Raw genomic sequence first — 23,573 nt, 5'->3', positions numbered from 1 at the left:
CCCCTCTCTTCCCCACCAAGGAGCACGCCATGAGCGTCACCGTCGCCGCCGTCGACCTCGGAGCCACCAGCGGGCGGGTCATGCTCGGCCATGTCGGCCCCGACGAGCTGCGCCTCGAGGCGGTCGCCCGCTTCGCCAACACCCCCGTCGAGACGATCGACGGCCTGCACTGGAACATCCTCGAGCTGTACCGCTCGATCGTCGACGGCCTCCGTGCGGCCGGCCAGACGGCCGACGTCGCGTCGATCGGCATCGACTCGTGGGCGGTCGACTACGCGCTCATCCGCGACGGCCGGATGCTCGGCACCCCCTACCACTACCGCGACGCCCGCACCGCGGCCGGCGTCGACGCCGCGCACGCCGTGGCCCCCTTCGCCGAGCTGTACCGCGAGAACGGGCTGCAGTTCCTCGCGTTCAACACGCTCTACCAGTTCGCCGCCGACCGGGTGGCGGGCACCCTCGACCTCGCCGATGAGGCCCTCCTCATCCCCGACCTCATCGCGTACTGGCTGACCGGCGAGCGCGTCGCCGAGAGCACCAACGCCTCCACGACGGGCCTGCTGCGCGTCGACGGCTCGGAGTGGAACAAGCCCCTGGCCGAGAGCATCGGCATCCCCTCCCGCCTCCTTCCCGCGCTCGTCCAGCCCGGGCAGCGCATCGGCGCCCTCCGCGACGCCGTGCAGACCGCGACCGGCCTCACCGGCGCCACCCCCGTCGTCGCGGTCGGCTCGCACGACACCGCGTCCGCCGTCGTCGCCGTGCCGATGACCGACCCCGACGCGGCGTACATCAGCTGCGGCACGTGGGGCCTCGTCGGCGTCGAGCTCGACGCCCCCGTGCTCACCGAGGCCAGCCGGGCGGCGAACTTCACCAACGAGGGCGGCGTGGACGGCCGCGTCCGCTTCCTCCACAACGTCATGGGCCTCTGGCTGCTGTCGGAGTCGGTGCGCGCGTGGGAGCGCGAGTCGGGCGAGACGATCGACCTGCCTCGGCTTCTCGCGCAGGCGGCGGCGGTCACGGCTCCTCAGCCCGTGTTCGACGCGAACGACCCCGTCTTCACCGCGCCCGGCGGAATGCCCGAGCGCATCGCCGCGTGGCTGTCCGAGCGCGGGATGGCCGTGCCGCAGTCGCGCGCGGAGTTCACGCGCTGCATCGTCGAGAGCCTCGCCTCCGCCTTCGCCGAAGCGGTCCACACGGCATCGGACCTGTCCGGCAAGCGCGTGAACGCCATCCACCTCGTCGGCGGCGGCTCGCTGAACGAGCTCCTGTGCCAGCTCACGGCCGATCGCGCCGGTCTGCCCGTGCTCGCGGGCCCCGTGGAGGCCACCGCCCTCGGCAACGTGCTCGTGCAGGCGCGGGCGCTCGGCGAGATCTCGGGGTCGCTCGAGGAGCTCCGCGACCTCGTCGCGCGCACCACGTCGCCCCGCCGCTTCGCCCCCCGCGCATGACCGCCTCCTACGCCGCGGCGTTCGACTGGGCCCGTCGTCACGTCGACGACGGGCGCCTGCCCACCGCGGTGCTGGGCGTCGCCACCGCCTCCGGCATCGTCGCGCTCGATGCCTTCGGCGCGACGGATGGCCGTGCCGCGCGAATCGAGGACCGCTACCGGCTCTTCTCGATCACGAAGACCCTCGCCGGGATCGCCGCCGCGCGCGCCGTCGAGCGCGGGCAGCTCGGGATCCTCACTCCGCTGTCCGTCGCGGTGCCGGAGATCTCCGGTCGACGCGATGACGTCGTGCGGCTCGACCATCTCGTGAGCCACACCGCGGGCATCGCCGAGCCGCCGCTCGACGCGCCGCAGGGTCTGCCCGCCGCGCTGCGCGAGGGCGGCCGCGACTTCGCCGCCGGTGCCGCCTCGCGCTACTCCTCGGTCGCCTTCCAGGGCGTCGCCGAGCTCATCGCGCACGGGACGGGCCGCTCCTGGGAGCACGACGTCGCGGAGTTCGCGCCCGGCATCACGCTGGACGACGAGCCGGTGCCGCACGACGTCGTCGACGCCGCGGCGGGCGGGCTCGACCTCGCGCGGTTCGCCGCGCTGCGGCACCCCGGCGCCGGGGCGATCGGAAGCGCCACGGACCTCCTCGAGCTCGGCGCCGCGCTGCTGCGCGACGGCGACTTGGGAACCGGCGGGATCGTCCGGCCGGAGACGCTGGCGATGATGCGCCGCCCGCTCACCGGCGCCATCCCGCGGCTCGACCCCTACCCCGCCGAGCGCGGCCAGGACTGGGGCTTCTCGTGGAACCTCCGCACGCGCGCGCCGGGTCTCATCGACCGCGACGTCTACGGCCACGCCGGATGGTCGGGGACCGAGTTCTGGATCCATCCGACCGCGGGCATCGCGTGGGTGCTGCTGACCAACCGCGCCTCGCGCCCCGGCGTCGACCCCGACGAGCTGGACAACACGCTCGTCTCGGGGCTCTGAGGCTCAGTCCGGGAACGCCTCGAGGCGTCGCGGGCTCGTGAACGACCGCTCGACGCCGTCGACGGGGTCGACGAACGTCAGCGTCCGCGCGAGCAGCTGCAGGGGCGTGGAGAAGTCGTCGATGTCGATGTCCTGCACCTCGGGGTAGATCGGGTCGCCCGCGATGGGGCGCCCGATCCGGTTCATGTGCAGCCGGATCTGGTGCGTCTTCCCCGTGAACGGCGTGGCGCGGTAGCGCGCGAGGTCGCCGCGCGCCTCGATGAGCTCGATCATGGTGTGCGCGTTGGGCTCGCGGTCGTCGTGCTCGAACGCCTGCATCACCCCGTGCTGCTTGGTGATGTGGCTGCGCACGTGCACGGGGAGCTCGAGCGCACCGGGAGCCGCGGCCACCGCCTCGTATTCCTTCTGCGGCACGCGGTCCTCGAACATGCTCTGATACGCACGTCGCCAGCGCCGCTCGGTGGTGAGGAGCAGCACGCCGGCGGTGACGCGATCGAGCCGATGCGCGGGCGAGAGCTCGGGCAGCCCGAGCATGCGGCGTGCGCGCACCACGACGCTCTGCTGCACGTGGCGCCCGCGCGGGATCGTGGCGAGGAAGTGCGGCTTGTCGACGACGACGATCCGCTCGTCCTGGTGCAGCACGTCGAGCGAGAACGGCACCTCCGCCTCCTCCCGCAGATCGCGGTGGAACCACACGAACGCGTGCGGTCGGAAGGGCGCGTCGGGGGCGAGCGGATGACCCTCCTCGTCCACGAAGGCCCCCTCCGCCAGCATCTCGTCGATCCGCTCCGGCGCGAGCCGCGGCATCCGCTCGACGAGGTGGTCGCGGAGCTCGGCGTGGATGCTCTCCCGCGGTGTCCGCAGCCAGGCGGCGTCGAGGCCGTGGCGCTGAGGGAGCGGCGAGCGGGGCATCCTCCGACGGTACCCCGTGCTAGCCTGTGGTCGGACCACAGTGGTCAGACCACACGGGAGACGTCATGGCGGACGAGCAGCGCGCGTGGGAGAGCGTCCTCTCCCACCTCGAGGGCGCCCTCCTCGACGGCACCCTCCGTCCGGGCGATCGGCTTCCCGGCGAGCGCGCGCTGGCCGCGGACCTCGGCGTCGGCCGCTCCAGCGTGCGCGAGGCCATCCGCGTGCTCGAGGTCCTCGGCCTCGTCCGCACGGCGTCCGGCTCCGGCCCCACCTCGGGCGCGATCATCGTCGCCGTCCCCGGCGGCGGCATGTCGGCGCTCATGCGGCTGCAGCTCGCGGCGAGCGGCTTCCCCGTCGCCGACATCGTCGACACGCGCCTCGTGCTGGAGACGCACGTCGCCCAGCACCTCGCCCGCGCGCAGCCCGACCTCGCAGCATCGACCGCGCTGGTCGACGCGATGGACGATCCGTCCCTCACGGAGGCGGAGTTCCTCGCGCTGGACCAGCAGTTCCACCTCTCCCTGGCCGAGGCGTCGGGGAATCAGGTGGTGACGGCCACGATGGCCGGGCTCCGCTCGGCCATCGAGTCGTACGTCACCGCGGGCGCGCACGCGGTGGACGACTGGCTCGCCACCGCGCACCGCCTGCGCGACGAGCACCGCGGGATCCTCGCCGCGATCGCCGCCGCCGACGAGGCCGAGGCGACCCGGGCCATCCGCGATCACATCACCGGCTACTACGACCAGATCACCATCGGAAAGGACCAGCATGGTCAAGCGACAGCTGCCGAATCCCGCTGAGCTCTTGGAGCTCATGCAGTTCAAGAAGCCCGAGCTCGATGCGCGCAAGCGCCGCCTCGACGCCGCGCTCACCACCTACGACCTGCGCGACATCGCCAAGCGCCGGACGCCCGCGGCGGCCTTCGACTACACCGACGGCGGCGCCGAGGGCGAGCTGTCGATGCACCGCGCGCGCCAGGCGTTCGAGGACATCGAGCTGCACCCCGACATCCTGCGCCCCGCCGCGCACGTCGACACCACGACCGAGATCCTCGGCGGCACGAGCGCCATGCCGTTCGGCATCGCGCCCACCGGCTTCACGCGCCTGATGCAGACGGAGGGCGAGACCGCCGGAGCGGGCGCCGCGGCCGCCGCCGGCATCCCGTTCACGCTGTCGACCCTCGGCACCACCTCGATCGAGGACGTCAAGGCCGCCAACCCGAACGGCCGCAACTGGTTCCAGCTCTATGTGATGCGCCAGCGCGAGATCTCCTACGGCCTCGTCGAGCGCGCGGCGAAGGCCGGCTTCGACACCCTGATGTTCACCGTCGACACCCCGGTCGCCGGCGCGCGCCTGCGCGACAAGCGCAACGGCTTCTCGATCCCGCCGCAGCTCACGCTCGGCACGATCATCAACGCCATCCCCCGCCCGTGGTGGTGGATCGACTTCCTCACGACGCCGAAGCTCGAGTTCGCCTCGCTCTCGACCACCGGCGGCACCGTGGGCGACCTGCTGAACGCGGCGATGGACCCGACCATCTCGTACGACGACCTCGAGGTCATCCGCGAGATGTGGCCGGGCAAGCTCGTCGTCAAGGGCGTGCAGAATGTGCCGGACGCCGTGCGGCTCATCGACCGCGGCGTGGACGGCATCATCCTGTCGAACCACGGCGGCCGTCAGCTCGACCGCGCCCCGATCCCGTTCCACCTCCTGCCGCAGGTCGTGCGCGAGGTCGGCAAGGACGCCACGGTCATGATCGACACCGGCATCATGAACGGCGCCGACATCGTCGCCTCGGTGGCCCTGGGCGCGAAGTTCACGCTCGTCGGCCGCGCGTACCTGTACGGCCTCATGGCCGGCGGACGCCAGGGCGTCGACCGCATGATCGACATCCTCCGCACCGAGCTCGAGCGCACCATGGCGCTGCTCGGGGTCTCGAGCCTCGATGAGCTGGAGCCCCGTCACGTCACGCAGCTGACGCGCCTCATGCCGGTGTCGGCCACGACCGCCGCCGCCGCGGAGGGCGTCGCCGCTCGCGCCTGATCCCGCTCCCGCGCGCCCCGCGGCTTCCCGGTCCTCCGACCGCGAACCCGCGGGGCGCGCTAGCGTGAGGGCATGGCGCAGGCGATCCAGCACACCGAATTGGGCAGACCCGAGGTCCTGACCCTGGCAGACGTCCCCGTTCCCGTCCCCGGAGCCGGCGACGTGGCCATCCGAGTCGAAGCGGCGGGCGTGAACCCCGTCGACATCAAGCTCCGCAGCGGCCTGCGGCCATCCGACCCGATCACCGAGCCCCGTCGCGTCGGAAGCGACGGCGCCGGACACGTCGCCGCGGTCGGCTCCGACGTCGACGGATTCCGCGTCGGCGACCCCGTCGTCTTCACGGGTGCGATCGGCGCGTACGCGACGGACGTCGTCGTCCCCGCCGCACAGGTCTTCGCCCGGCCCGCGGGCGTCACCGCCGCGCAGGGCGCCGCGCTCGGAATCCCCGTCGGCACGGCCTACCAGACGCTGCGCTCGCTCGCCGTGCGCGCCGACGACACGGTGCTCGTGCACGCCGGCTCGGGTGCGGTGGGCCAGGCCCTGATCCAGCTCGCCGTCCTGCAGGGCGCGCGCGTCATCGCGACCACGAGCGACCGCCGCGCCGACCGCGTCCGCGGCCTCGGCGCCGAGCCCGTCGCCTACGGGTCAGGTCTCGTCGAGCGGGTGCGCGCTCTCGCACCGGATGGCCCCACCGTCGTCATCGACGCCGCGGGCACCGAGGAGGCGCTCGAGAGCTCGCTCACGCTCCTCGCCGACCGGTCGCGCATCGCCACCCTCGTGCAGGGCGCGAAGGGGCTCGCGCTCGGCATCCGCGCCTTCAAGGGCGGGTCCCCCCTCCCCCTCACGCCGCAGCAGGAGGCCTGGCGACTCGAGGCCATCCCCGTCGCCGTCGCGCTCATGGCCGCCGGGCGCTTCAGCGTCGAGCTCGGGCCCTCGCTCCCCCTCGCGGAGGCCGCCCGCGCGCATCGGCTCGTCGACGAGGGCGCCGACGGGAAGGTCGTGCTCGTCCCCTGAGCCGCACCCGCGCAATACGGCGTCACACGGTTCCGGCGGCGCCGGGGGCGCTCGAGAGAATGGCCGCATGACACAGGCGCAGGGATTCGCGACGACCCAGCTGCACGAGGGCTACACGCCCGGGGTGCCCCAGTTCACCGTCGCGACGCCGGTGTACCAGTCCTCCGCCTACGTCTTCTCCTCCCTCACCGAGGCGCGCGAGAAGTTCGCGCTGCGGGAGAAGGGCTACATCTACAGCCGCAACAACAACCCGACGCAGGCGGTGCTCGAGCAGCGCCTGGCCGCCCTCGAGGGCGGCGTCGCGGCCGCGGCCGTCTCGTCCGGCCAGGCGGCCGTGGCGCTGGCGACGCTCGCGCTCCTCGGCCGAGGCGGCCACGTCGTCGCGGCGAGCCAGCTCTACGGCGGCACCGTCGACCTGTTCGACGACACCCTCCGCGACTTCGGCCTCGAGGTCACCTTCGTCGATCAGGACGACTTCGACGGATGGCGCGAGGCCGTCCGCCCGAACACGCGCGCGTTCTTCGCGGAGTCGGTCGCGAATCCCATCGCCCAGGTGCTCGACGTCGCGTCGGTCGCGGAGATCGCGCACGAGGCCGGCGTGCCCCTCGTCATCGACAACACCGTCGCCACGCCCTATCTGCTGCGGCCGCGCGAGCACGGCGCCGACATCGTCGTGCACTCGGCCACGAAGTTCATCGGCGGGCACGGCTCGTCGCTCGGCGGGGTCGTCGTCGACCTCGGCACGTTCGACTTCGCCGCCGAGCCGGAGAGGTGGCCGGCGCTGTTCGTGCCGCACCGACGCTACGGCGAGGTGTCGCTGTGGGAGGCCTTCGGACCGGAGCGCGCGTTCATCACGCTCGTCAAGTCGAAGCTCGTCGGCGACCTCGGGCCCGCCCTCTCCCCCTTCAACGCGTTCCAGCTCATCCAGGGTCTGGAGACCCTGGACCTGCGGGTGAGCCGCCACGTCGAGAACGCGAAGACCGTCGCCGCCTTCCTTCACGACCATCCGGCTGTCGGCGTGGTCTTCCACCCCTCGATCCCCACGAACCCGTGGAAGGGCGTCGCGCGCACCTACCTGCCCCGGGGCGCCCCGAGCGTCTTCGCCTTCGAGCTCGCCCCGAGCGAGGAGGACGCCTTCGCGCGCGCCGAGCGCGTGATCGACGCGCTCGGCACCATCCGGCTCGTGGCGAACATCGGCGACGCGCGCACCATCGTCGCGCACCCGGCCTCCATGACCCACAACCACATGTCGCCGGAGCAGCTCGCCGCCGCCGGCATCTCGCAGGGGACCATCCGCATCTCGGTCGGTCTGGAGGACCCCGCGGACATCATCGCCGACCTCGCGCAGGCGCTCGCCCTCGCCTGAGCTCGCGTGCTGGGCGGCAGGGCGGTAACCCTGAGAAATCGCTTTCTCCGCTAGAGTGGTGCCCCAGAGCAGCAGGGAGCACGCCATGTCGACACCCACGGAGCCCGCGATCTCGCCCGATCGCCCCGAGAAGCTCGCGCGCGTCGCGGAGATCCTCGACCGCCGCGGCGCGAGCGCCGTGCACCTCACCTCGGGCGCCGCCCTCGCCTGGCTGCTCGACGGCGCGCGCACGGCCGTGCCGCTCGGCGGCCCGCCGGTCTTCTCGGCGGTCGTGCGCATCGACGGCACCGTCACCGTCACGGCGCTGCGCAACGAGGCCGAGCGCCTCGCCGAGGAGGAGCTCGCGGGCGTCGACATCGAGGTCGTGGACTGGTTCGCGCCGCTCGCCCCTCCGCGCCCGGGTGTTCTCGACGAGAGCGAGGTCGACGTCGAGCTGCGCGCCGCCCGGGCGAGCCTGCTCCCCGCGGAGCTCGACCGCTACCGGCGCCTCGGTGCGGACGCCGCTCGGGCGATGACCGAGGTGCTCACCGCCGCGACGCCCGACCTCACCGAGTTCGAGCTCGCCGGCCGTCTCACGCACGCGCTGCTCACGCGGGGCGCGGAGCCCGCCGTCGCCCTCGTCGCGGGAGCTGCGCGCGGCGGCGTGCAGCATCCGCTCCCCACGCGCGCGCCTCTCGGCGACCGCGCCATGGCGGTCGCGACCGCCCGGCGCGACGGCCTGCACATCAGCATCACCCGCTGGGTGCGCTTCCGCGGCGTCGAGCCGGATGGCGCCGCGCGCATCCTCGAGGTCGAGGCCGACGCGTGGGCCGCGTGCCGGCCCGGTCGCCCCCTCGGCGACGTGCTGTCCGACATCGCACGGAGCTACCCGCGGCACGGCTTCGCCGAGGACGCGTGGCTGCGCCACCATCAGGGCGGCCCCACCGGCTATGCGGGGCGCGACCCCAAGGCGACCCCCGACGCGCAGGACCGGGTCGCTCCGCTGCAGGCGTTCGCCTGGAACCCGTGGGCTCCCGGCGTGAAGACCGAGGACACCGTGGTGCGGGGCGCCGGCGACGCCGTCGAGGTGCTGAGCGCCGACTCCGAGTGGCCTACGGTGGAGGTGCGCGGCGTGGCGCGACCGGTCGCGCTCGACCTCACCTGAGAGCGCCGATGACCTCCGCGCGAAAGGACCCCGTGAAGCTGCGCATCTCCGACGTCGCCCGGCATGCCGGGGTGTCTGCCGCGACGGTCTCGCGGGTCATGAACGGCAACCCGTCGGTCGATCCCGCGCTCGCCGAGCGCGTGCAGGCGGCCGCGGCGGAGCTCGGCTACTCCGCGAGCCCGCTTGCCCGCAGCCTCGCTCTCGGGAAGACGCAGACGGTGGCCGTGCTCGTGCCCGACCTGGGAAACCCCACCTTCCAGGCCACCCTCCGCATGTTCAGTCGCACGGCCGCCGGCGACGGCTACCACGTGCTGGTGGCCGACTCCGCCGAGGTGGCCGGCGACGAGGCGGCTCTCGCACTGCAGGCGCGACGCCGGACGGACGGCATCTTGCTGGTCGCGCCGCGCATGCCCGACGACGAGCTCGCGGCCCTCCTGCCGCAGCTCTCGCCCGTCGTGCTCGTCAACCGCCCCGCCGGTCTGGGCGCCCCCGTCGTCGCCGCGGATTACGCGGAGGGGATCCGCCAGCTGATCGCGCACCTGCGCGAGCTGGGGCATCGGCGCATCCTGTACCTCGCCGGGGTGACGGGCAGCGCCTCCCACGCCCGCCGCCTCGCCGCGATCGCCGACGCACGTCACGCCCACCCGGAGCTCGAGATCCTCGAGGCCGCCTGCGGCACGGGCTTCGCCGACGGAGCGGCCGCTGCGGACGAGGTGACGCGCAGCGGCGCGACCGCCGTCCTCGCCTACAACGATCTCGTCGCGATGGGCCTTCTCAGCGCTCTCCACGAGCGGGGCGTGACGGTGCCGGCAGACGTGTCGGTCGTCGGCTTCGACGACATCCCGTTCGCCCCCTACACGACACCGCCGCTCACCACGGTCGCGGTGCCGGCCGAGGAGATGGGCGCGCTCGCGTGGACCGCGCTGCGACGGCTCCTCGACACCCAGGAGGAGGCGGCGCCCGTCGTCCTCGCGCCCGCGCTCGCCCTGCGCGGCAGCACCGCGGCGCCGCCGCGCCGCTGAGTCCTGCTCGCTCGCCGCGGCCCGCGGCCATCCGGATGGCCGATGCGCGTGGTAAAGTGAGAAACCGCTTTCTGAGGAAGGGATTCACGGATGAGCCAGCTCCGCTACGCCGTCGTCGGCACCGGACACCGCGCGCAGATGTACGTCGACGCGATCACCCGCACCTATGCCGATCGCGCCGCCCTCGTCGCGCTGTGCGAGCCGAATCCGACCCGCGCCGATGCCTACGTGCAGCGCGCGGTGGAGGCGGGGGCTGCCGCTCCGAGCGTGTGGGGGCCGGAAGACCTGGAGGAGATGATCCGCACGGAGCGGATCGAGCGGGTCGTGGTGTGCTCGCGCGACGACACGCACGCGGAGATGATCGTCCGCTCGCTCGAGGCCGGCGTGGACGTCGTGGTGGAGAAGCCGCTCACCATCGACGCCGAGAGCGCCCGCCGCATCGAGGACGCCGTCGCCCGCACCGGACGGCAGGTCCTCCTCACCTTCAACTACCGCTACTCCCCCCGCAACAGCGCGCTGCGGGAGGTCATCCGGACCGGCCGCATCGGACAGGTCACCTCCATCGACTTCTCCTGGATGCTCGACACCAAGCACGGTGCGGACTACTTCCGCCGCTGGCACCGCGACAAGGCCCACTCCGGCGGGCTCCTCGTCCACAAGTCCAGCCACCACTTCGACCTCGTCAACTGGTGGATCGCCAGCGAGCCGCGCCGCGTGTTCGCCTCCGGCGGGCTCCGGTTCTACGGCGCCGACAACGCCCGTGCCCGCGGCCTCGCCGAGCGCCCCGAGCGCGGCACCCACGACGGCGCGCATGACCCGTTCGAGCTCGACCTGCGCGACGACCCCCGCCTCGCGCAGCTCTACCTCGACGCCGAGCAGCACGACGGCTACCGACGCGACCTCGACGTGTTCACCGAGGGCATCACCATCGAGGACAACCTCGCCCTCGTCGTCGACTACGCCTCCGGCGCGACCCTCAGCTACTCCCTCAACGCCCACGCCCCCTGGGAGGGCTACCGCGTCGCCGTCAACGGCACCGAGGGCCGCGCTGAGCTCGACGTCGTCGAGCGCGGCTCCCTCGTCCCCGACGAAGGACTCCACCCCGCCCTCGACCCCAGCCTCTCCGGCGGGAACGGCACGGCTCTGCGCCCCGTCGGCGAGCGCCTCCTCGTTCAGCGCCATTGGGAGGAGCCCGTCGAGGTCACCATCCACAACGCCGAAGGCGGACACGGCGGCGGCGACGCCCTCCTCCTCTCCGACGTCTTCGTCGGCCCCCACGACGACCCCCTCGGTCGCCCCGCGGACTGGTCCGACGGCATCCGGTCGATCGCCGTCGGCATCGCCGGCAACCGCTCGCTCGCCACCGGCCTCCCCGTGCGCACCGCCGACCTCGGCATCGCCCTGTTCGCGGACGAGCCGTCGGGCGCCCGGCCGGCGCCCGCGCACGCCGCGGCCACGGGGGCGTCGTCGTGACGCGCATCCTCGTCACCGGCGGGGCAGGCCGGCTCGGGCGCACCCTCGTCGCGGGCCTCGGCGCGGTCGGCCACGAGCTCGTCTCCGTCGACCGCGAGATCTCGGATGCGCCCGAGCTCGCCGGCGTGGAGCAGGTCTCGGCCGATCTCGCCGACGCCGCGCAGGCCGCGGACGTGATCGAGCGCACCCGCCCGGACGCCCTCATCCACCTCGCGGCCATCGCCGTGCCGTTCAGCGCGCCCGAGGACGTCATCATGCGCACCAACGCCGGGCTCGCGGTCTCCGTCCTGGGCGCGGCTGCGGCGGCCGGCGTGGGCCGCATCGTCGCAGCCTCCAGCCCCACCGTGATCGGGTACGGCGCGCCGACGGGGTGGGCGCCCGACCGCCTCCCGATCGACGAGGACACGCCCGCGCGCCCGTGGAACGCGTACGGCCTGTCCAAGCTCCTCATCGAGCAGACCATCGGAATGCTCCGCCGCCAGACCGGCGACGGCGTCCGGTACGCGGCCTTCCGTCCCTGCTACGTCATCGCGCCCGAGGAGTGGGAGGGCGCGCCCACCCAGCAGGGCCACACCGTCCGCGAGCGCCTCGACGACCCGGCGCTCTCCGCGCCCGCGGTCTTCAACTACGTCGACGCGCGCGATGTCTCCGCGTTCGCGGACACGCTCCTCGCGGCGATGGACGACATCCCCAACGGCGAGGTGTTCTTCGTCGGCGCCGACGACGCCCTCGCGCGCGAGCCGCTGTCGGAGCTCATCCCCCGCTTCCATCCCGGTGCGGCTCGCGCCGCCGCCGAGCTCACGGGAACCGCTCCCGCCTTCTCCAACGCGAAGGCGCGGCGGCTCCTCGGCTGGCGCCCGCAGCGGACCTGGCGCGAGGAGCTCGCGACGCGGGAGAGCCGGCATGTCTGAGGCGCCCGCCATCCGATCGCTGCGCGCACGGCTCGCGCGCATCCCCCTCACCCGCCCCTGGGCGGCCGATGTCACCAGCGTGGGCGTCATCGCCACGCACGTGGTCCGGACCGACGGCGCGGAGGGCTGGGGCTTCTCCTGGACCCCGCAGATCGGCGCCGAGGCCGTGCTCGCCCTCCTCGAGCACGACATCGCGCCGGCCGCGGTCGGGCGAGAGGCCGATCCCCGGCAGATCTGGGATGGCCTCTGGACGCACCTGCATGAGGCCGGGAGCGGCGGCATCACGACGATCGCGCTCGCGGGTCTCGACCTCGCGCTGTGGGACGCGGAGGCGCGCACCGCTGGTCGGGGCATCGCCGACCACATCGGCCGGCGTCGCGACGCGGTGCCGGCGTACGGCAGCGGCGTGAACCTGCACTACAGCCTCGACGAGCTGGTCGCGCAGGTGCAGCGCTGGGTGGCTGCGGGCTTCGACGCGGTCAAGGTGAAGGTCGGCAAGCCCGACGCGGCCGAGGACGCCGACCGGCTCGCCGCGGTCCGCGAGGAGCTCGGCCCCGACCGCGCGCTCATGATCGACGCGAACCAGCGCTGGGACCTCGCACGGGCGACCGCCGCGATGGAGCGGCTCGCCGTCGCGGGCCCCGCCTGGATCGAGGAGCCGCTCCGCGCGGACGATCTCGCGGGGCACGTCGAGCTCTCCCGCCGCATCGCGACGCCCATCGCCGTGGGAGAGAACCTCCACACCGTGCACCGGTTCGAGGAGTTCCTCGCGAGCGGGGCCATCCGCTTCGCCCAGCCGAACGTCGTGCGCGTCGGCGGGATCACCCCCTTCCTCCGCATCGTCGAGCGCGCGGAGGCGCACGGCGTGCAGGTGCACCCGCACCTCCTGCCGGAGCTCTCCGGACAGCTCGCGCTCACCCTCCCCGGCCATCCGCTCGCCGAGGACGTCGAGGACGCGGGCTTCGGCGACCTCGACGCGCTCGTGGATGAGAGCCCCGTGCGCATCGCCGACGGCGTGCTGACCGAGGTCCCGCACGCGGGGCTGGGGCTGCGGTTCCGGCATCACGCCGACGCGTCGTCCTGACCGCCCGCTCGTCGCCGGGCGTCAGCCGAGCGGGTCCGCGAGGAGCGGTGCGAACGCGGCCTCGGCCGCCCCGATGAGCAGGCGGTCCTCGGCCAGGCCCGCCGCGCGGACGACGAGCTCCTCGGCGGCCGGGGCAAGCGCCTGTCCGCGCACCGCCGCATCGAAGCCGGCCGGGTCGGCCGCGACGAGCATGCCGAGGAAGCCGCCGAGCACGATGGCCGACGGGTTCAGCACGTTGACGGCGTTCGCGAGCGCCGTGGCGAGGATGCGGCGCTGGCGCTCGACCTCGGCGTGAACCTCGGGATGGCCGGAGGCGGCGAGCGCGTCGGCGAGCGTCGGGTCGTCGGCGGCGTCGAGACCGAGCACGGCCAGCAGCCGCGCCCGGCTGACCTCGTCCTCCAGCGCGCCCTCCGGGGTCCGCCGATCCGCGTCGTCGAGGAGGCCAGGACGCGTCCTTCCCCACTCCCCCGCGTAGCCGCCCGCGCCGCCGACGACGCGGCCGTCGACGATGAGGCCGCCGCCGATGCCGCTCGCGCCGCCGTTGAGGTAGACGACGTCGCGGTGGCCGGCCGCCGCCCCGAAGAGATGCTCCGCACGGGCGCCGAGCGTGGCATCGTTGCCGATGACCACGGGAAGATCCAGACGCGCCTCGACGATGGCCGCGACCGGCGCCTCCTCCCAGTGCAGGTGCGGAGCGAGACGCACCACCCCGCCGTCGAGGCTGACGAGACCGGGCACGGCCAGCCCCGCGCCCACCAGACGCGCGTCCTTGAGGTCGCGCTCCCGCCATCCGCTCACGATGCGCGCCAGCGCATCGGCGGTCTGCTCCGGCGTGAGAAGCTCCCGGCACTCCTCGCGCACGCGCGCGCGGACGGCGCCGCTGAGCGCGATCGCGGCGACCTCGAGGGCGTCGACCTCCGGGTTCGCCGCGATCACGACGACGTCATCGCTCGGCACGACGATGGGCGACGGCCGGCCCACGCGTCGCGTCGGATCGGGCTCGCGCTCGGCCACGAGCCCCGCGTCGGCGAGCGCCGCAACGAGGTCGGCGACGGTGGACCGGTTGAGGCCCGTGTCCGCCGTGATCCGTGCGCGCGGCTGCGGCCCCTGTTCGTGCACGAGGCGCAGCACCTCGCCGAGGTTCCGACGTCGCACGCCCTCGACGCTCGCCGTGCGCTCCGCCATCGGGCTCCCCTCGTCGGCCGCTCATCGCGGCTTATGTCGGCGCCCCCACCATATCGGGAGGCGATGCCCGTCACCGCGCGCGCACGCCGACCGGCCCTCCCACCTCCGCCAGCTCGCGGACGCGCGCGCGCACGACGCGCGCGTCGGCCGCCGTCACCTCGTGCACGGGGCCGGTCAGCCGGGCGAGCGCGCGCGGCGTGCTCTCCCCCGGCACCCGACGCACCGGAGCGCGGTGCTCCGCGCTGATGTCTCCGACGTCGGCGGTGTCGACCGCCGAGGCCTCCGCGTGGGCCGCGACCCACATCTCGACGTCCCCCGGTTCGACGACGCGGACCATCCGGCGATCGCTGAAGGCGAAGCGCGCGGCGGGCACCTCGAACTCCACCCGCGCCGATGCCCCGCGCTCGAGCGAGACCCGCTGGAAGCCGAGGAGCTGCACGGCGGGTCGGGCGACGGACGCGACGACGTCACGCCCGTACAGCTGCACGACGTGGTCGCCCGCGCGCGCTCCCGTGTTCGTCACGGTCACGGCGGCGTGGAGGAGGCCATCCGTCGCGGCGCTCCCGCTCACCTCGAGGTCGTCGTAGGCGAAGGCCGTGTACGACAGACCGAATCCGAACGGCCGCACCGGCGTCGGATCCGCCGAGGTGACGTCCGAGGGGCCGCCGAGCTTCGGTCGCAGATAGCGGTACGGCTGCGCGCCGGCGGAGCGCGGCAGCGAGACGGGGAGGCGGCCCGAGGGCGACACCGCCCCGGTGAGGATGTCGGCGAGCGCCTCGCCGCCCGCCTCGCCCGGGAAGAACGCCTGCAGCACGGCCGCGGGGGCACGCGGCCCCTCGAGTGCCCAGTCCAGCACGTACGGCCGCCCCGAGAGGACGACGAGCACGACCGGCGTTCCCGTCGCCACGGCCGCCGCCGCGAGCTCGCGCTGCCGGCCGGGGAGATCCAGCGACTCCGTGTCATTCCCCTCGCCCACCGTGCCGCGTCCGAACAGTCCCGCCTGGTCTCCCACCACCACGACCGCGACGTCGGCGGCCGCGACCGCGTCGATCGCGGGTCGGAACCCCGCGTCGTCGTCGCCCGCCACGTCGCATCCGGGCTCGTGCACGATCTCCGCATCCGGCAGCGCGGCGGCGAGCGCCTCCCGCACGGTGGGGATGGCGAACCCGAGCGGATGGCCGGGATGGTGCGCGAGCACGTGGTTGGCGAAGGAGTAGCAGCCCTGCAGCGCCTCCGCCCGGTCGGCGTTGGGCCCGACGACGGCGATGCGACGCGCGTCGGCGGGCAGCGGCAGCGGCCCCTCGTCGCGCAGGAGCACGATGGACTCCGCCGCGAGGCGCCGGGCGATGTCGCGGTGGCGCGGCGAGTCGAGGTCGATCGCGGCGGGCGGCTCGTCGGCGAAGGCGTCCGCGTCGAGCAGGCCCAGCTCCTCCTTCTGCGCGAGGACGCGGAGCACGGCGCGATCCACGTGCGCCGGATCCACCGCTCCCGCGCGCACGCGCTCGGCCAGGGGCGCGAGGTACGCGTCACCCGATGGCAGCTCGACGTCGATGCCGGCCGCCAGCGCCTGCGCGGCGGCCTCCCCGCGGTCGGCCGCGGTGCCGTGCATGACCTCGAGGAAGGCGACGGAGAAGTAGTCAGACACCACCGTCCCGTCGAAGCCGAGCTCCTCGCGCAGCACGTGCGTGAGGAGGTGCGGGTCGGCGGCGACCGGCACGCCATCGATATCGGCGTAGCTGTTCATCACCGACCGCGCACCGCCGTCGCGGAGCGCCATCTCGAACGGCGGCAGGTAGACGTCCGCGATCTCGCGGGGCCCCACCGCCGCGGGCGCGTGATTGCGCCCGGCCCGAGACGTCGAGTATCCGAGGAAGTGCTTGAGCGTGGCGTGCACCCCCGCGCTCTGCAGGCCGCGCACGTAGGCCGTGCCCACGGCGCCGACGAGGTACGGGTCCTCGCCGATGCACTCGTCGACGCGGCCCCAGCGCGCGTCTGCGACGACGTCGAGCACGGGTGCGAGCCCCTGATGGATGCCGAGCGCGCGCATGGTCTCGCCGATCGCCGCGCCCATCTCGGCGACGAGGTCGGGGTCGAACGCCGCTCCCCACGCGAGCGGCGTGGGGAAGGTCGCCGCCTTCCACGCGGCGAGCCCGGTCAGGCACTCCTCGTGGACGATCGCGGGGATGCCGAGGCGCGTGGCGGAGATCAGGCGACGCTGCTCGTCCCAGAGCCAGCGCGCCCGCTCCACGGGGTCGACCGGCCGCGTGCCGTAGACGCGCGTGTAGTGTCCGATGCCGTCGCGCGTGATGTCCGCGAGCGCGCGCCCCGGCTCCGCCTCCGCCATCTCGCCCTGCATCGGCGCGACCACCTCGCCGCCGCGGTCGAGCCAGTACCCGACCAGCTGCGCGAGCTTCTCCTCGAGCGTCATGCGCTGCCACAGCGCGCGCACGCACTCCGACACCTCGGGCAGACGGGGATGTTCGGTCATGGTGCTCCCGGATGGGTCGAGGAGGGTCATCCCTTCACCGCCCCGCTGAGCCCGCCCACGATGCGGCGCTCGAAGAGGCTGAAGAAGACGAGTGCGGGCAGCATCGACAGCGACGTGAATGCGAGCACGCGCGCGGTGTCGACGGAGTACTGCGAGGAGAAGTTCTGCACGCCGAGCGGCAGCGTGAACAGGTTCGGGTCGTTGAGGATGAACAGCGGCAGCATGTACCCGTTCCACGACCCGATGAAGGCCAGGATGCCCGTGGTGACGACCCCCGGCAGGCTCAGCGGCAGCACCATCCGGAAGAAGAACCCGAGCCGCGAGGCGCCGTCGATCGAGGCCGCCTCCTCGATTTCCGCGGGGATGGCGCGCAGGAACGGGACGAGGATGATGATCGTCGTCGGCAGGGCGAAGGCGATCTGGGGCAGGATCACGCCCAGCAGGCTGTTCGTGAGGCCGAGGCCGCGCACGAGCAGGTAGAGCGGCGTGATGGCGACGGTCACGGGGAACATCAGCCCCGCCGCGAACAGCGCGTAGAGCGCGCCCCTGCCGGCGAAGCGGTAGCGCGCGAGCACGTAGCTCGCCATGAGACCGAGGGCGACGACGCCGGCGGTCGTGCCGAGCGCGGTCACCGTCGAGCTGGCCATCGACCGCCAGAACGTCGCGCTCGCCAGCACCTCCGTGTAGTTCGACAGCACCCACGGAGCCGGGAGCCCCGAGGGGTCGGCGGTGATCTGCGAGTTGGTCCGGAAACCGCCCAGCACGATGTACAGCACGGGACCCATGCAGATCGCGATGAGCACCACCGCGCACAGGTAGGTAACCGTCCGGTTGCCCGCGCCGGCACCGCGGGCGCGGGACTCCGCGGCGCGGCGTCGCCGCGCGCTCGGGACGACGAGCAGTGCAGTGGAGCTCAACGTCTCCGCTCCTTCCCGCCCGTGAGGGCGCCTTCGGTGTCGCGTCGCAGCACGAAGCGCTGATAGACGAGGGCGACGGCCAGGGAGATCACGAACAGCACGACCGCGACCGCGTTGCCGAAGCCGTAGTTCCCCGCCATGTGCCCGTTGAGGTACATGTAGGTCGCCATGGTGGATGTGCCGGCGGTCGACGAGACGTACTGACCCCAGATGATGTTGACGAGGTCGAACAGCTGCAGCGACCCGATGATCGACAGGAACGCCCAGATGCGGATGGTCGGCCCGAGCAGCGGCAGCGTGATCCGCCGCTGGATCTGCCAGAACGACGCGCCGTCGATGGCCGCCGCCTCGTACAGCTCCTCGGGGATGCCCTGCAGGCCGGCGAGCATGAGGATGACGGCGAACCCGATGTACTTCCACGTGATGATGACCAGGAGGGTGCCCATCGCCACGTCCGGGTCGGCGAGCCAGGACAGGCCCTCCAGCCCGACCTTCGCGAGCAGGCCGTTGACCGCGCCCGCGTCCTGCAGCATCAGGCTCCACCCGGTGCCGACGACGACCTCGGCGATCACGTACGGGACGAAGATGAGCACGCGGATGAGCGAGCGGCCTCGGATCGGCTGGTTCAGCAGCAGGGCGAAGAGGATGGCCAGCGGACCCTGCAGCACGAGCGAGGCCACGACGATGACGCCGTTGTGGATCACCGCGTCTCGGAAGGTCGGGTCCTGCAGGATGGCGGTGTAGTTCTGCAGGCCGACGAAGTCGGCGGGCGGGCCGAAGCCCTTCCAGCTGAAGAAGCCGTAGTAGGCGGCCATCAGCACCGGGAAGATGACGAACGCCACGAACACGATCACGGCGGGGCCGGCCAGCAGCGCGATCTCGCCGCGCTTGCGCCAGTCGGCGCCGCCGCGACGCGCTGCGCCGCGGGCCCGGCCGGAGACCGGCGCGGATGCGCCGGTCTCCGTCGTGTTCTCTGCGAGCACGGGGGCGGTCACGGTCGTCATCCGCGAGCCGCGGCGCCCTCGACGGCCTCGACGATGCCCTCGGGCGAGCCGTTGCCCGACAGCATCTCCACCACCGCGGTGTTGAGCGCGTTGCCCACGTTCTGACCGAGCGATGTGTCCAGCCACACCGCGACGTAGGAGGCGTCGTTGTACGCCGCCATGAGCGGCTCGAGCGCGGGCTCGGTCACGGCGCCCTGAGCCGCCTTCGAAGCGGGGATGGTCTGGTACGCCTGCGCGTACTTCTCCTGCCACTCCTGCGAGGCGATGAAGTTGAGGAAGTCCTCGCAGGCGGACGGCGAGTCGACCGAGCAGGAGTATCCGTCGACGCCGCCCATCATCGCGGCGGGGTCGCCGTCACCGCCCTCGACGGCCGGGAACGGGAACCAGCCGAGATCGGCCAGCGGCTTCTGGTCGGGGGTCAGCGACGCGATCACGCCGACGTTCCAGCCGCCCATGAGCTCCATCGCGGCCTGGTGGTTGGCGAGGAGACCGGCGGACGAACCGGCTCCCTGCTGCGCGGGCGTGGTGAGGAAGCCCTCGTTGAACGGCTCCTTCTCAGCGAACTCCGCCAGGTCCTCCCCCGCGGCGAGCCAGCAGTCGTCGGAGAAGTCGCGGGTCGTCGCGATGTCCGACATCACGTCCTGCCCGCACTCCCGCAGTGCGAAGAAGTAGTACCAGTGCGCGGCGGGCCACGCGTCCATGCCGCCCAGCGCGATGGGCGCGACGTCCGCGCCCTTGAGCGCCTCGGTCGCTGCCACGAGCTCGTTCATCGACGTCGGCGGCTCGATGCCGGCCTCCGCGAACAGGTCCTCGCTGTAGAAGATCCCGCCGGGAAGCACGGCGGTCGGCAGCCCGTACACCGCGCCGTCGACGGTGAAGGCGTCGAACACGCCGTCGCCGTAGTCGGCGCGCACGTCGTCGGCGACGAGGTCGGTGAGGTCCTTCACCGCGCCTGCCGCCACGATGTCGGCGAGCTTGCCGCCGCCACGCGCCATGAAGATGTCGGGCATGTCCCCGGAGTTCACGGCCGTCTGCAGGCGGCCGTCCATGTCCTCGTTCTGGATGGACTGCACCTCGATGGAGACACCGGGGTTCTCCTCCTCGAAGGCCGCAGCGGCGTCTTCCCAGTACTGCTTGCCGTCGCCCGTGGTCGAGTTGTGCCAGAGGGTCATCGCGACGTCGCCGTCGCCGCCGTCGCCCCCGGCGCCCCCGGCCGCGGCGCATCCCGTGAGCGTCATCGCCCCGGCGACGGCGGCGGCCGTCAGGTACCTGCGTGCTCTCATTGCGTCTCTCCTCGTCATCGAGTGGCACTGGCGGTGCTCGGCTTGTCGCCGACGTCTCTCCCGCCGAACCGAGAATGGCACCGCTCCCACACGATGTCAATCGATATCGACATCGTTTTCGATATCGATTGAGAACGCGGACCGCAGAAGGGCTGCGAATGGCTCGACGACCGCTAGCGTGGTCGTGTGACGACGCCCGCGCCCCTCCCCGACGCCCTGCCGAGCCGAGCGACCATCCATGACGTGGCGCAGGCCGCCGGCGTGTCGGTCTCCACGGTGTCGAAGGTCATCAACGGCCGCTACGGGGTCGCAGCGAGCACGGCGGCGCAGGTGCTGCGGGTGGTGGAGGAGCTCGGCTACGAGTCCTCGCTCATCGCCTCGTCGCTGCGGCGCGGCCGCACCCACGTCATCGGCGTGCTGGTGGCGGAGTTCGAGCCGTTCGCCCTCGCACTCCTGGAGGGCATCTCCGACGCTCTCCAGGGAACCGGCTACGACCTGCTCTCGTACGCCGGCAGCCTGTCACGGGGCGACGGCGCCGCGGTGCAGGGATGGGAGCGCCGCTCGCTCTCCCGGCTCGGCGGGACCCTCATCGACGGCGCCATCATCGTCACTCCCACGGTGGAGGCGCCCTCGGCCACCGTTCCCGTCGTGGCGATCGATCCGCACACGGGCCCCACCGGGCCGACGACCGTCGACAGCGACAACCTCGGCGGGGCGATCGCCGCCACGCGGCATCTCATCGACCTCGGTCACACGCGCATCGCGCACGTCCGCGGGCGGCGCGACCTCGAGTCCGCGCGCCTCCGCGAGGAGGGATACCGCACGGCGCTCGAGGCGGCGGGCCTCCCCTTCGACCCCGCGCTCGTCGCCGACGGCGGGTACCGCCCCGACGAGTCGTCCGCCGCGGCGGAGCACCTGCTCTCCCTCGCCGACCCGCCCACCGCGATCTTCGCCGCGAACGATCTCTCGGCCATCCGCGTGATCGAGATCGCCCGCCAGCGCGGACTCGCCGTGCCCGGTCAGCTGTCCGTCGTCGGCTTCGACGACATCCCCGCCGCGGCGTCGCACGAGCCGCCGCTCACGACCATCCGCCAGCCGCTGCGCGAGATGGGGGCCGCCGCGCTGCGGATCCTCCTGGACCTCCTGGACGGCGCGGCGGACGCGTCGCGGGACGAGGACGCGCACGTGCGGATGCCCGCTCGCCTCGTCGCCCGCGCGTCCACCGCGCCGCCGAGCTGAGATCCGCTCTCCGCTGCGCGGCCCGCCCGTCAGGTCGTCGGGGATGCAGGTCGGACCTCGACGGGAGCGGAGCGCCGGACTCGCACCACGGCGACCCCTCCCCCGGCGAGCACGAGCCCGTCCGCTGCATCGCCGGTGAGGAGCTCGACGCCATCGGCGGACACCCGCACGTCGTGAGCGCCGTGATGGAGGAGGAAGAGGTAGTCGTCTTCGGCGCCGCGTCGCCGCACCGCCTCGACCCCGAGCTCCTGGGCGCCCGCGACGGTCGGCGTCGCCCCGACCGCCTGCGCCTGCCGCGCGAGGAAGGCGTCTCGAGACTCCTGCTGCAGACGTGCTCCGACGTAGGTCACGACGCCGGCACCGCGGCTGGCCTCGGTGATGGCGGGGGCGCCCGCGAGCGGTCCGTCCGCGAAGGAGGCGACGGGCCGGGCGTCGAGCAGCGTCAGACGCTCCATCCACTCCTCTGCCGCGGCGCCGTCGTCGAGCATCGACCGCTCCCCGGGAGCCACCGGGAGGACGTCGTCCACGACAGCACCCAGCAGCGCGTGCACGGCCTCGCGGTGCGCCGGGGTGCCGACGCGCTGGTTCTCGTCGGCGAGCACGGCGGGCGCGGAGATCACCACGCGCCCGCCCGCCTCCGCGTATTCCCGGAGCCAGTTCACTGTCTCCACGGCAGCGGTGTACAGCGCGGGCACGAGCAGCAGGCGGTATCGGGAGACGTCGGAACCGGGCGCGACGAAGTCGGTCGCAAGACCGGCGCGCCACAGCGAGCGATGCGCGGCTCGCACCTCGTCCGAGTAGGTCACCGCGTCGTTCGGCAGGTGAGGGGTCTCGAGCCCCCACCAGGAGTCCGCGTGCCACACGATGGCGATGTCGGATTCGATGCACCGCCCGTCCTCCGGCGGCGCCGTGATCTCGCCGAGTCGCTCCAGCATGCCGCCGAGTTCGACCACCGGCGCGAACAGCGGCGAGTCCCCGCCGCCGTGCGGGACGAGCGCGCCATGCCACTGCTCGGACCCGCCGGCACCGGCACGCCATTGGAAGAACAGCGCGCTCTGCGATCCGCGCGCGATGTAGCCCAGCGCATTGCGGATCATCCGGTCGTCGGACTTCGCGAAGGTGCGATCTCCCACCCGGATTCCGCGGGCGTTCTGCTCCATGAGCACCCAGGGCCCGTCCGCCCATGATCGCGTGAGGTCCGAGCAGTAGGCGACGTGCGTCTCGCCGTCGGGTCCTGTCGTGTCGAGGTAGTGATCGATGGACACGATGTCCTGCGCGGCGGACCACGACCACTGCTCGAGGTGGTTCCAGGTCGGCAGCATGAAGTTCGTCGTGACCGGCGCCGTCGACCCCGCAGCGCGCAGCTCCGCCTTCTGCTCCTCGAACGCCGCCAGCATCTCGTCGGAGGAGAAGCGGCGGAAGTCCACGGCGAGAGCCGGGTTGTGCAGGTACTGCGTCGCGCGCGGGGGCAGGATCTCGGCCCACTCGCCATACCGTTGCGCCCAGAACGCGGTGCACCACGCCTCGTTGAGGGCATCGAGCGACCCGTAGCGCTGCTGGAGCCATAGGCGGAAGGCACGGGCCGCGTGCGGGCCGTAGTCGAGCGTCCCGTACTCGTTGTGGATGTGCCAGCCGCGCAGGCCCGGGTGGGCGCCATAGCGCTCGCCCAGCAGGCGGGCGACGGCGCGGGAGGCCGAGCGGTAGGCCGGCGCGCTCACCGCGTAGGTGTCGCGGGAGCCATGCGACAGCACGACGCCGTCGGCGCGCACGGGCATGGCGTCGGGATGCGCGAGCGAGAACCACGGGGGCGGCGAAGCGGTCGGCGTCGCGAGGAAGAACCCGATGCCGGCCTCGTCGAGCAGTCCGATGATCTCATCGAGCCAGGCGGTGTCGTACTGCCCTTCCCGGGGTTCCAGGAGCGCCCAGGAGAACACCCCGAGCGTCACCGTGTTCACCTTCGCGCGCCGCATGAGCGCGATGTCGTCTCGCCACACCTCCCGCGACCATTGCTCGGGGTTGTAGTCGCCTCCGAAGAGGATCGCATCCGGTGTGAAGGTCATCGGAGC

Annotated in this window: 19 protein-coding genes; 12 read left to right on the top strand and 7 right to left on the bottom strand. The window is 73.2% G+C overall.

The window, feature by feature from the left end; all coding sequences use genetic code 11:
• The first annotated feature begins 29 nt into the window (after window positions 1-29).
• A complete protein-coding gene (locus D7D94_RS00735) occupies window positions 30-1,448 on the top strand; it encodes a rhamnulokinase (protein ID WP_156240773.1) in 1,419 nt (472 codons plus the stop codon).
• Entirely contained in the window at window positions 1,445-2,422 is a 978-nt protein-coding gene (locus D7D94_RS00730) for a serine hydrolase domain-containing protein (protein WP_156240772.1), read from the top strand. The genes D7D94_RS00735 and D7D94_RS00730 overlap by 4 nt, the downstream gene beginning before the upstream one ends.
• Window positions 2,423-2,425: 3 nt before the next feature.
• Here the strand turns inward: D7D94_RS00730 and D7D94_RS00725 are convergent, their stop codons facing one another.
• Window positions 2,426-3,334 (bottom strand): pseudouridine synthase, encoded by a 909-nt coding sequence (locus D7D94_RS00725; RefSeq protein WP_156240771.1) that lies wholly within the window; start codon window positions 3,332-3,334, stop codon window positions 2,426-2,428.
• A 65-nt stretch (window positions 3,335-3,399) separates the two neighbouring features.
• On the opposite strand from D7D94_RS00725, the gene D7D94_RS00720 reads away from it, so the two are divergent.
• The 9 genes from D7D94_RS00720 (at window position 3,400) to D7D94_RS00680 (ending at window position 13,391) form a co-directional block, all read left to right on the top strand.
• Window positions 3,400-4,134, top strand: coding sequence for a FadR/GntR family transcriptional regulator (locus D7D94_RS00720; protein WP_156240770.1), 735 nt, complete (start codon window positions 3,400-3,402; stop codon window positions 4,132-4,134).
• On the top strand, window positions 4,103-5,377 hold the full coding sequence (locus D7D94_RS00715) for an alpha-hydroxy acid oxidase (RefSeq protein ID WP_156240769.1): 1,275 nt from the start codon (window positions 4,103-4,105) through the stop codon (window positions 5,375-5,377). The genes D7D94_RS00720 and D7D94_RS00715 overlap by 32 nt, the downstream gene beginning before the upstream one ends.
• 72 nt (window positions 5,378-5,449) lie before the next feature.
• Window positions 5,450-6,391 (top strand): quinone oxidoreductase family protein, encoded by a 942-nt coding sequence (locus D7D94_RS00710; protein ID WP_156240768.1) that lies wholly within the window; start codon window positions 5,450-5,452, stop codon window positions 6,389-6,391.
• A gap of 67 nt (window positions 6,392-6,458) precedes the next feature.
• Window positions 6,459-7,757 carry an O-acetylhomoserine aminocarboxypropyltransferase/cysteine synthase family protein gene (locus D7D94_RS00705; protein WP_156240767.1) on the top strand — a complete coding sequence of 433 codons (1,299 nt, stop codon included), beginning with the start codon at window positions 6,459-6,461 and terminating at the stop codon, window positions 7,755-7,757.
• A gap of 85 nt (window positions 7,758-7,842) precedes the next feature.
• On the top strand, window positions 7,843-8,901 hold the full coding sequence (locus tag D7D94_RS00700; RefSeq protein WP_156240766.1) for a M24 family metallopeptidase: 1,059 nt from the start codon (window positions 7,843-7,845) through the stop codon (window positions 8,899-8,901).
• An 8-nt stretch (window positions 8,902-8,909) separates the two neighbouring features.
• Entirely contained in the window at window positions 8,910-9,923 is a 1,014-nt protein-coding gene (locus D7D94_RS00695; RefSeq protein ID WP_156240765.1) for a LacI family DNA-binding transcriptional regulator, read from the top strand.
• A gap of 90 nt (window positions 9,924-10,013) precedes the next feature.
• Window positions 10,014-11,396: a Gfo/Idh/MocA family protein gene (locus D7D94_RS00690; RefSeq protein ID WP_156240764.1), complete on the top strand. Its 1,383-nt coding sequence runs from the start codon at window positions 10,014-10,016 to the stop codon at window positions 11,394-11,396.
• Window positions 11,393-12,307, top strand: a complete 915-nt coding sequence (locus D7D94_RS00685; protein ID WP_156240763.1) for an NAD-dependent epimerase/dehydratase family protein — start codon at window positions 11,393-11,395, stop codon at window positions 12,305-12,307. Before D7D94_RS00690 ends, D7D94_RS00685 begins: the two co-directional genes overlap by 4 nt.
• A complete protein-coding gene (locus tag D7D94_RS00680) occupies window positions 12,300-13,391 on the top strand; it encodes a mandelate racemase/muconate lactonizing enzyme family protein (protein WP_156240762.1) in 1,092 nt (363 codons plus the stop codon). The genes D7D94_RS00685 and D7D94_RS00680 overlap by 8 nt, the downstream gene beginning before the upstream one ends.
• A 21-nt stretch (window positions 13,392-13,412) precedes the next feature.
• On the opposite strand, the gene D7D94_RS00675 is transcribed toward D7D94_RS00680, so the two are convergent.
• The 5 genes from D7D94_RS00675 to D7D94_RS00655 all read right to left on the bottom strand — a co-directional run bounded on the left by D7D94_RS00675 (window position 13,413) and on the right by D7D94_RS00655 (window position 20,268).
• Entirely contained in the window at window positions 13,413-14,576 is a 1,164-nt protein-coding gene (locus tag D7D94_RS00675; protein ID WP_156240761.1) for an ROK family protein, read from the bottom strand.
• Between the two features lie 70 nt (window positions 14,577-14,646).
• Window positions 14,647-17,064 (bottom strand): beta-xylosidase/alpha-l-arabinosidase, encoded by a 2,418-nt coding sequence (locus D7D94_RS00670; protein WP_156240760.1) that lies wholly within the window; start codon window positions 17,062-17,064, stop codon window positions 14,647-14,649.
• A gap of 26 nt (window positions 17,065-17,090) precedes the next feature.
• Window positions 17,091-17,981: a carbohydrate ABC transporter permease gene (locus D7D94_RS00665; protein ID WP_246171825.1), complete on the bottom strand. Its 891-nt coding sequence runs from the start codon at window positions 17,979-17,981 to the stop codon at window positions 17,091-17,093.
• Window positions 17,978-18,985, bottom strand: coding sequence for a carbohydrate ABC transporter permease (locus tag D7D94_RS00660; RefSeq protein ID WP_156240759.1), 1,008 nt, complete (start codon window positions 18,983-18,985; stop codon window positions 17,978-17,980). The genes D7D94_RS00665 and D7D94_RS00660 overlap by 4 nt, the downstream gene beginning before the upstream one ends.
• On the bottom strand, window positions 18,982-20,268 hold the full coding sequence (locus D7D94_RS00655; protein ID WP_156240758.1) for an extracellular solute-binding protein: 1,287 nt from the start codon (window positions 20,266-20,268) through the stop codon (window positions 18,982-18,984). Before D7D94_RS00655 ends, D7D94_RS00660 begins: the two co-directional genes overlap by 4 nt.
• Window positions 20,269-20,454: 186 nt before the next feature.
• Here D7D94_RS00655 and D7D94_RS00650 point away from each other — a divergent pair, with 186 nt between their 5' ends.
• Window positions 20,455-21,507 carry a LacI family DNA-binding transcriptional regulator gene (locus D7D94_RS00650; protein ID WP_246171824.1) on the top strand — a complete coding sequence of 351 codons (1,053 nt, stop codon included), beginning with the start codon at window positions 20,455-20,457 and terminating at the stop codon, window positions 21,505-21,507.
• Window positions 21,508-21,536: 29 nt separating this feature from the next.
• Here the strand turns inward: D7D94_RS00650 and D7D94_RS00645 are convergent, their stop codons facing one another.
• On the bottom strand, window positions 21,537-23,567 hold the full coding sequence (locus D7D94_RS00645; RefSeq protein WP_246171823.1) for a beta-galactosidase: 2,031 nt from the start codon (window positions 23,565-23,567) through the stop codon (window positions 21,537-21,539).
• Window positions 23,568-23,573: the final 6 nt, after the last annotated feature.

Origin of the sequence: Microbacterium oryzae (assembly GCF_009735645.1) — a bacterium.
Lineage (GTDB): Bacteria > Actinomycetota > Actinomycetes > Actinomycetales > Microbacteriaceae > Microbacterium > Microbacterium oryzae.
The sequence above is the reverse complement of the archived record's forward strand: the minus strand, read 5'-3'. Positions and strand labels throughout refer to the sequence as shown.

Bases quoted from the DNA above. Each gene is read 5' to 3' on its own strand.
- D7D94_RS00695 (WP_156240765.1), top strand. From the start codon at position 8,910: ATGACCTCCGCGCGAAAGGACCCCGTGAAGCTGCGCATCTCCGACGTC.
- D7D94_RS00710 (WP_156240768.1), top strand. From the start codon at position 5,450: ATGGCGCAGGCGATCCAGCACACCGAATTGGGCAGACCCGAGGTCCTG.
- D7D94_RS00700 (WP_156240766.1), top strand. From the start codon at position 7,843: ATGTCGACACCCACGGAGCCCGCGATCTCGCCCGATCGCCCCGAGAAG.
- D7D94_RS00655 (WP_156240758.1), bottom strand. From the start codon at position 20,268: ATGAGAGCACGCAGGTACCTGACGGCCGCCGCCGTCGCCGGGGCGATG.
- D7D94_RS00725 (WP_156240771.1), bottom strand. From the start codon at position 3,334: ATGCCCCGCTCGCCGCTCCCTCAGCGCCACGGCCTCGACGCCGCCTGG.
- D7D94_RS00645 (WP_246171823.1), bottom strand. From the start codon at position 23,567: ATGACCTTCACACCGGATGCGATCCTCTTCGGAGGCGACTACAACCCC.
- D7D94_RS00680 (WP_156240762.1), top strand. From the start codon at position 12,300: ATGTCTGAGGCGCCCGCCATCCGATCGCTGCGCGCACGGCTCGCGCGC.
- D7D94_RS00670 (WP_156240760.1), bottom strand. From the start codon at position 17,064: ATGACCGAACATCCCCGTCTGCCCGAGGTGTCGGAGTGCGTGCGCGCG.
- D7D94_RS00690 (WP_156240764.1), top strand. From the start codon at position 10,014: ATGAGCCAGCTCCGCTACGCCGTCGTCGGCACCGGACACCGCGCGCAG.
- D7D94_RS00715 (WP_156240769.1), top strand. From the start codon at position 4,103: ATGGTCAAGCGACAGCTGCCGAATCCCGCTGAGCTCTTGGAGCTCATG.
- D7D94_RS00705 (WP_156240767.1), top strand. From the start codon at position 6,459: ATGACACAGGCGCAGGGATTCGCGACGACCCAGCTGCACGAGGGCTAC.
- D7D94_RS00735 (WP_156240773.1), top strand. From the start codon at position 30: ATGAGCGTCACCGTCGCCGCCGTCGACCTCGGAGCCACCAGCGGGCGG.
- D7D94_RS00675 (WP_156240761.1), bottom strand. From the start codon at position 14,576: ATGGCGGAGCGCACGGCGAGCGTCGAGGGCGTGCGACGTCGGAACCTC.
- D7D94_RS00720 (WP_156240770.1), top strand. From the start codon at position 3,400: ATGGCGGACGAGCAGCGCGCGTGGGAGAGCGTCCTCTCCCACCTCGAG.
- D7D94_RS00730 (WP_156240772.1), top strand. From the start codon at position 1,445: ATGACCGCCTCCTACGCCGCGGCGTTCGACTGGGCCCGTCGTCACGTC.
- D7D94_RS00660 (WP_156240759.1), bottom strand. From the start codon at position 18,985: ATGACGACCGTGACCGCCCCCGTGCTCGCAGAGAACACGACGGAGACC.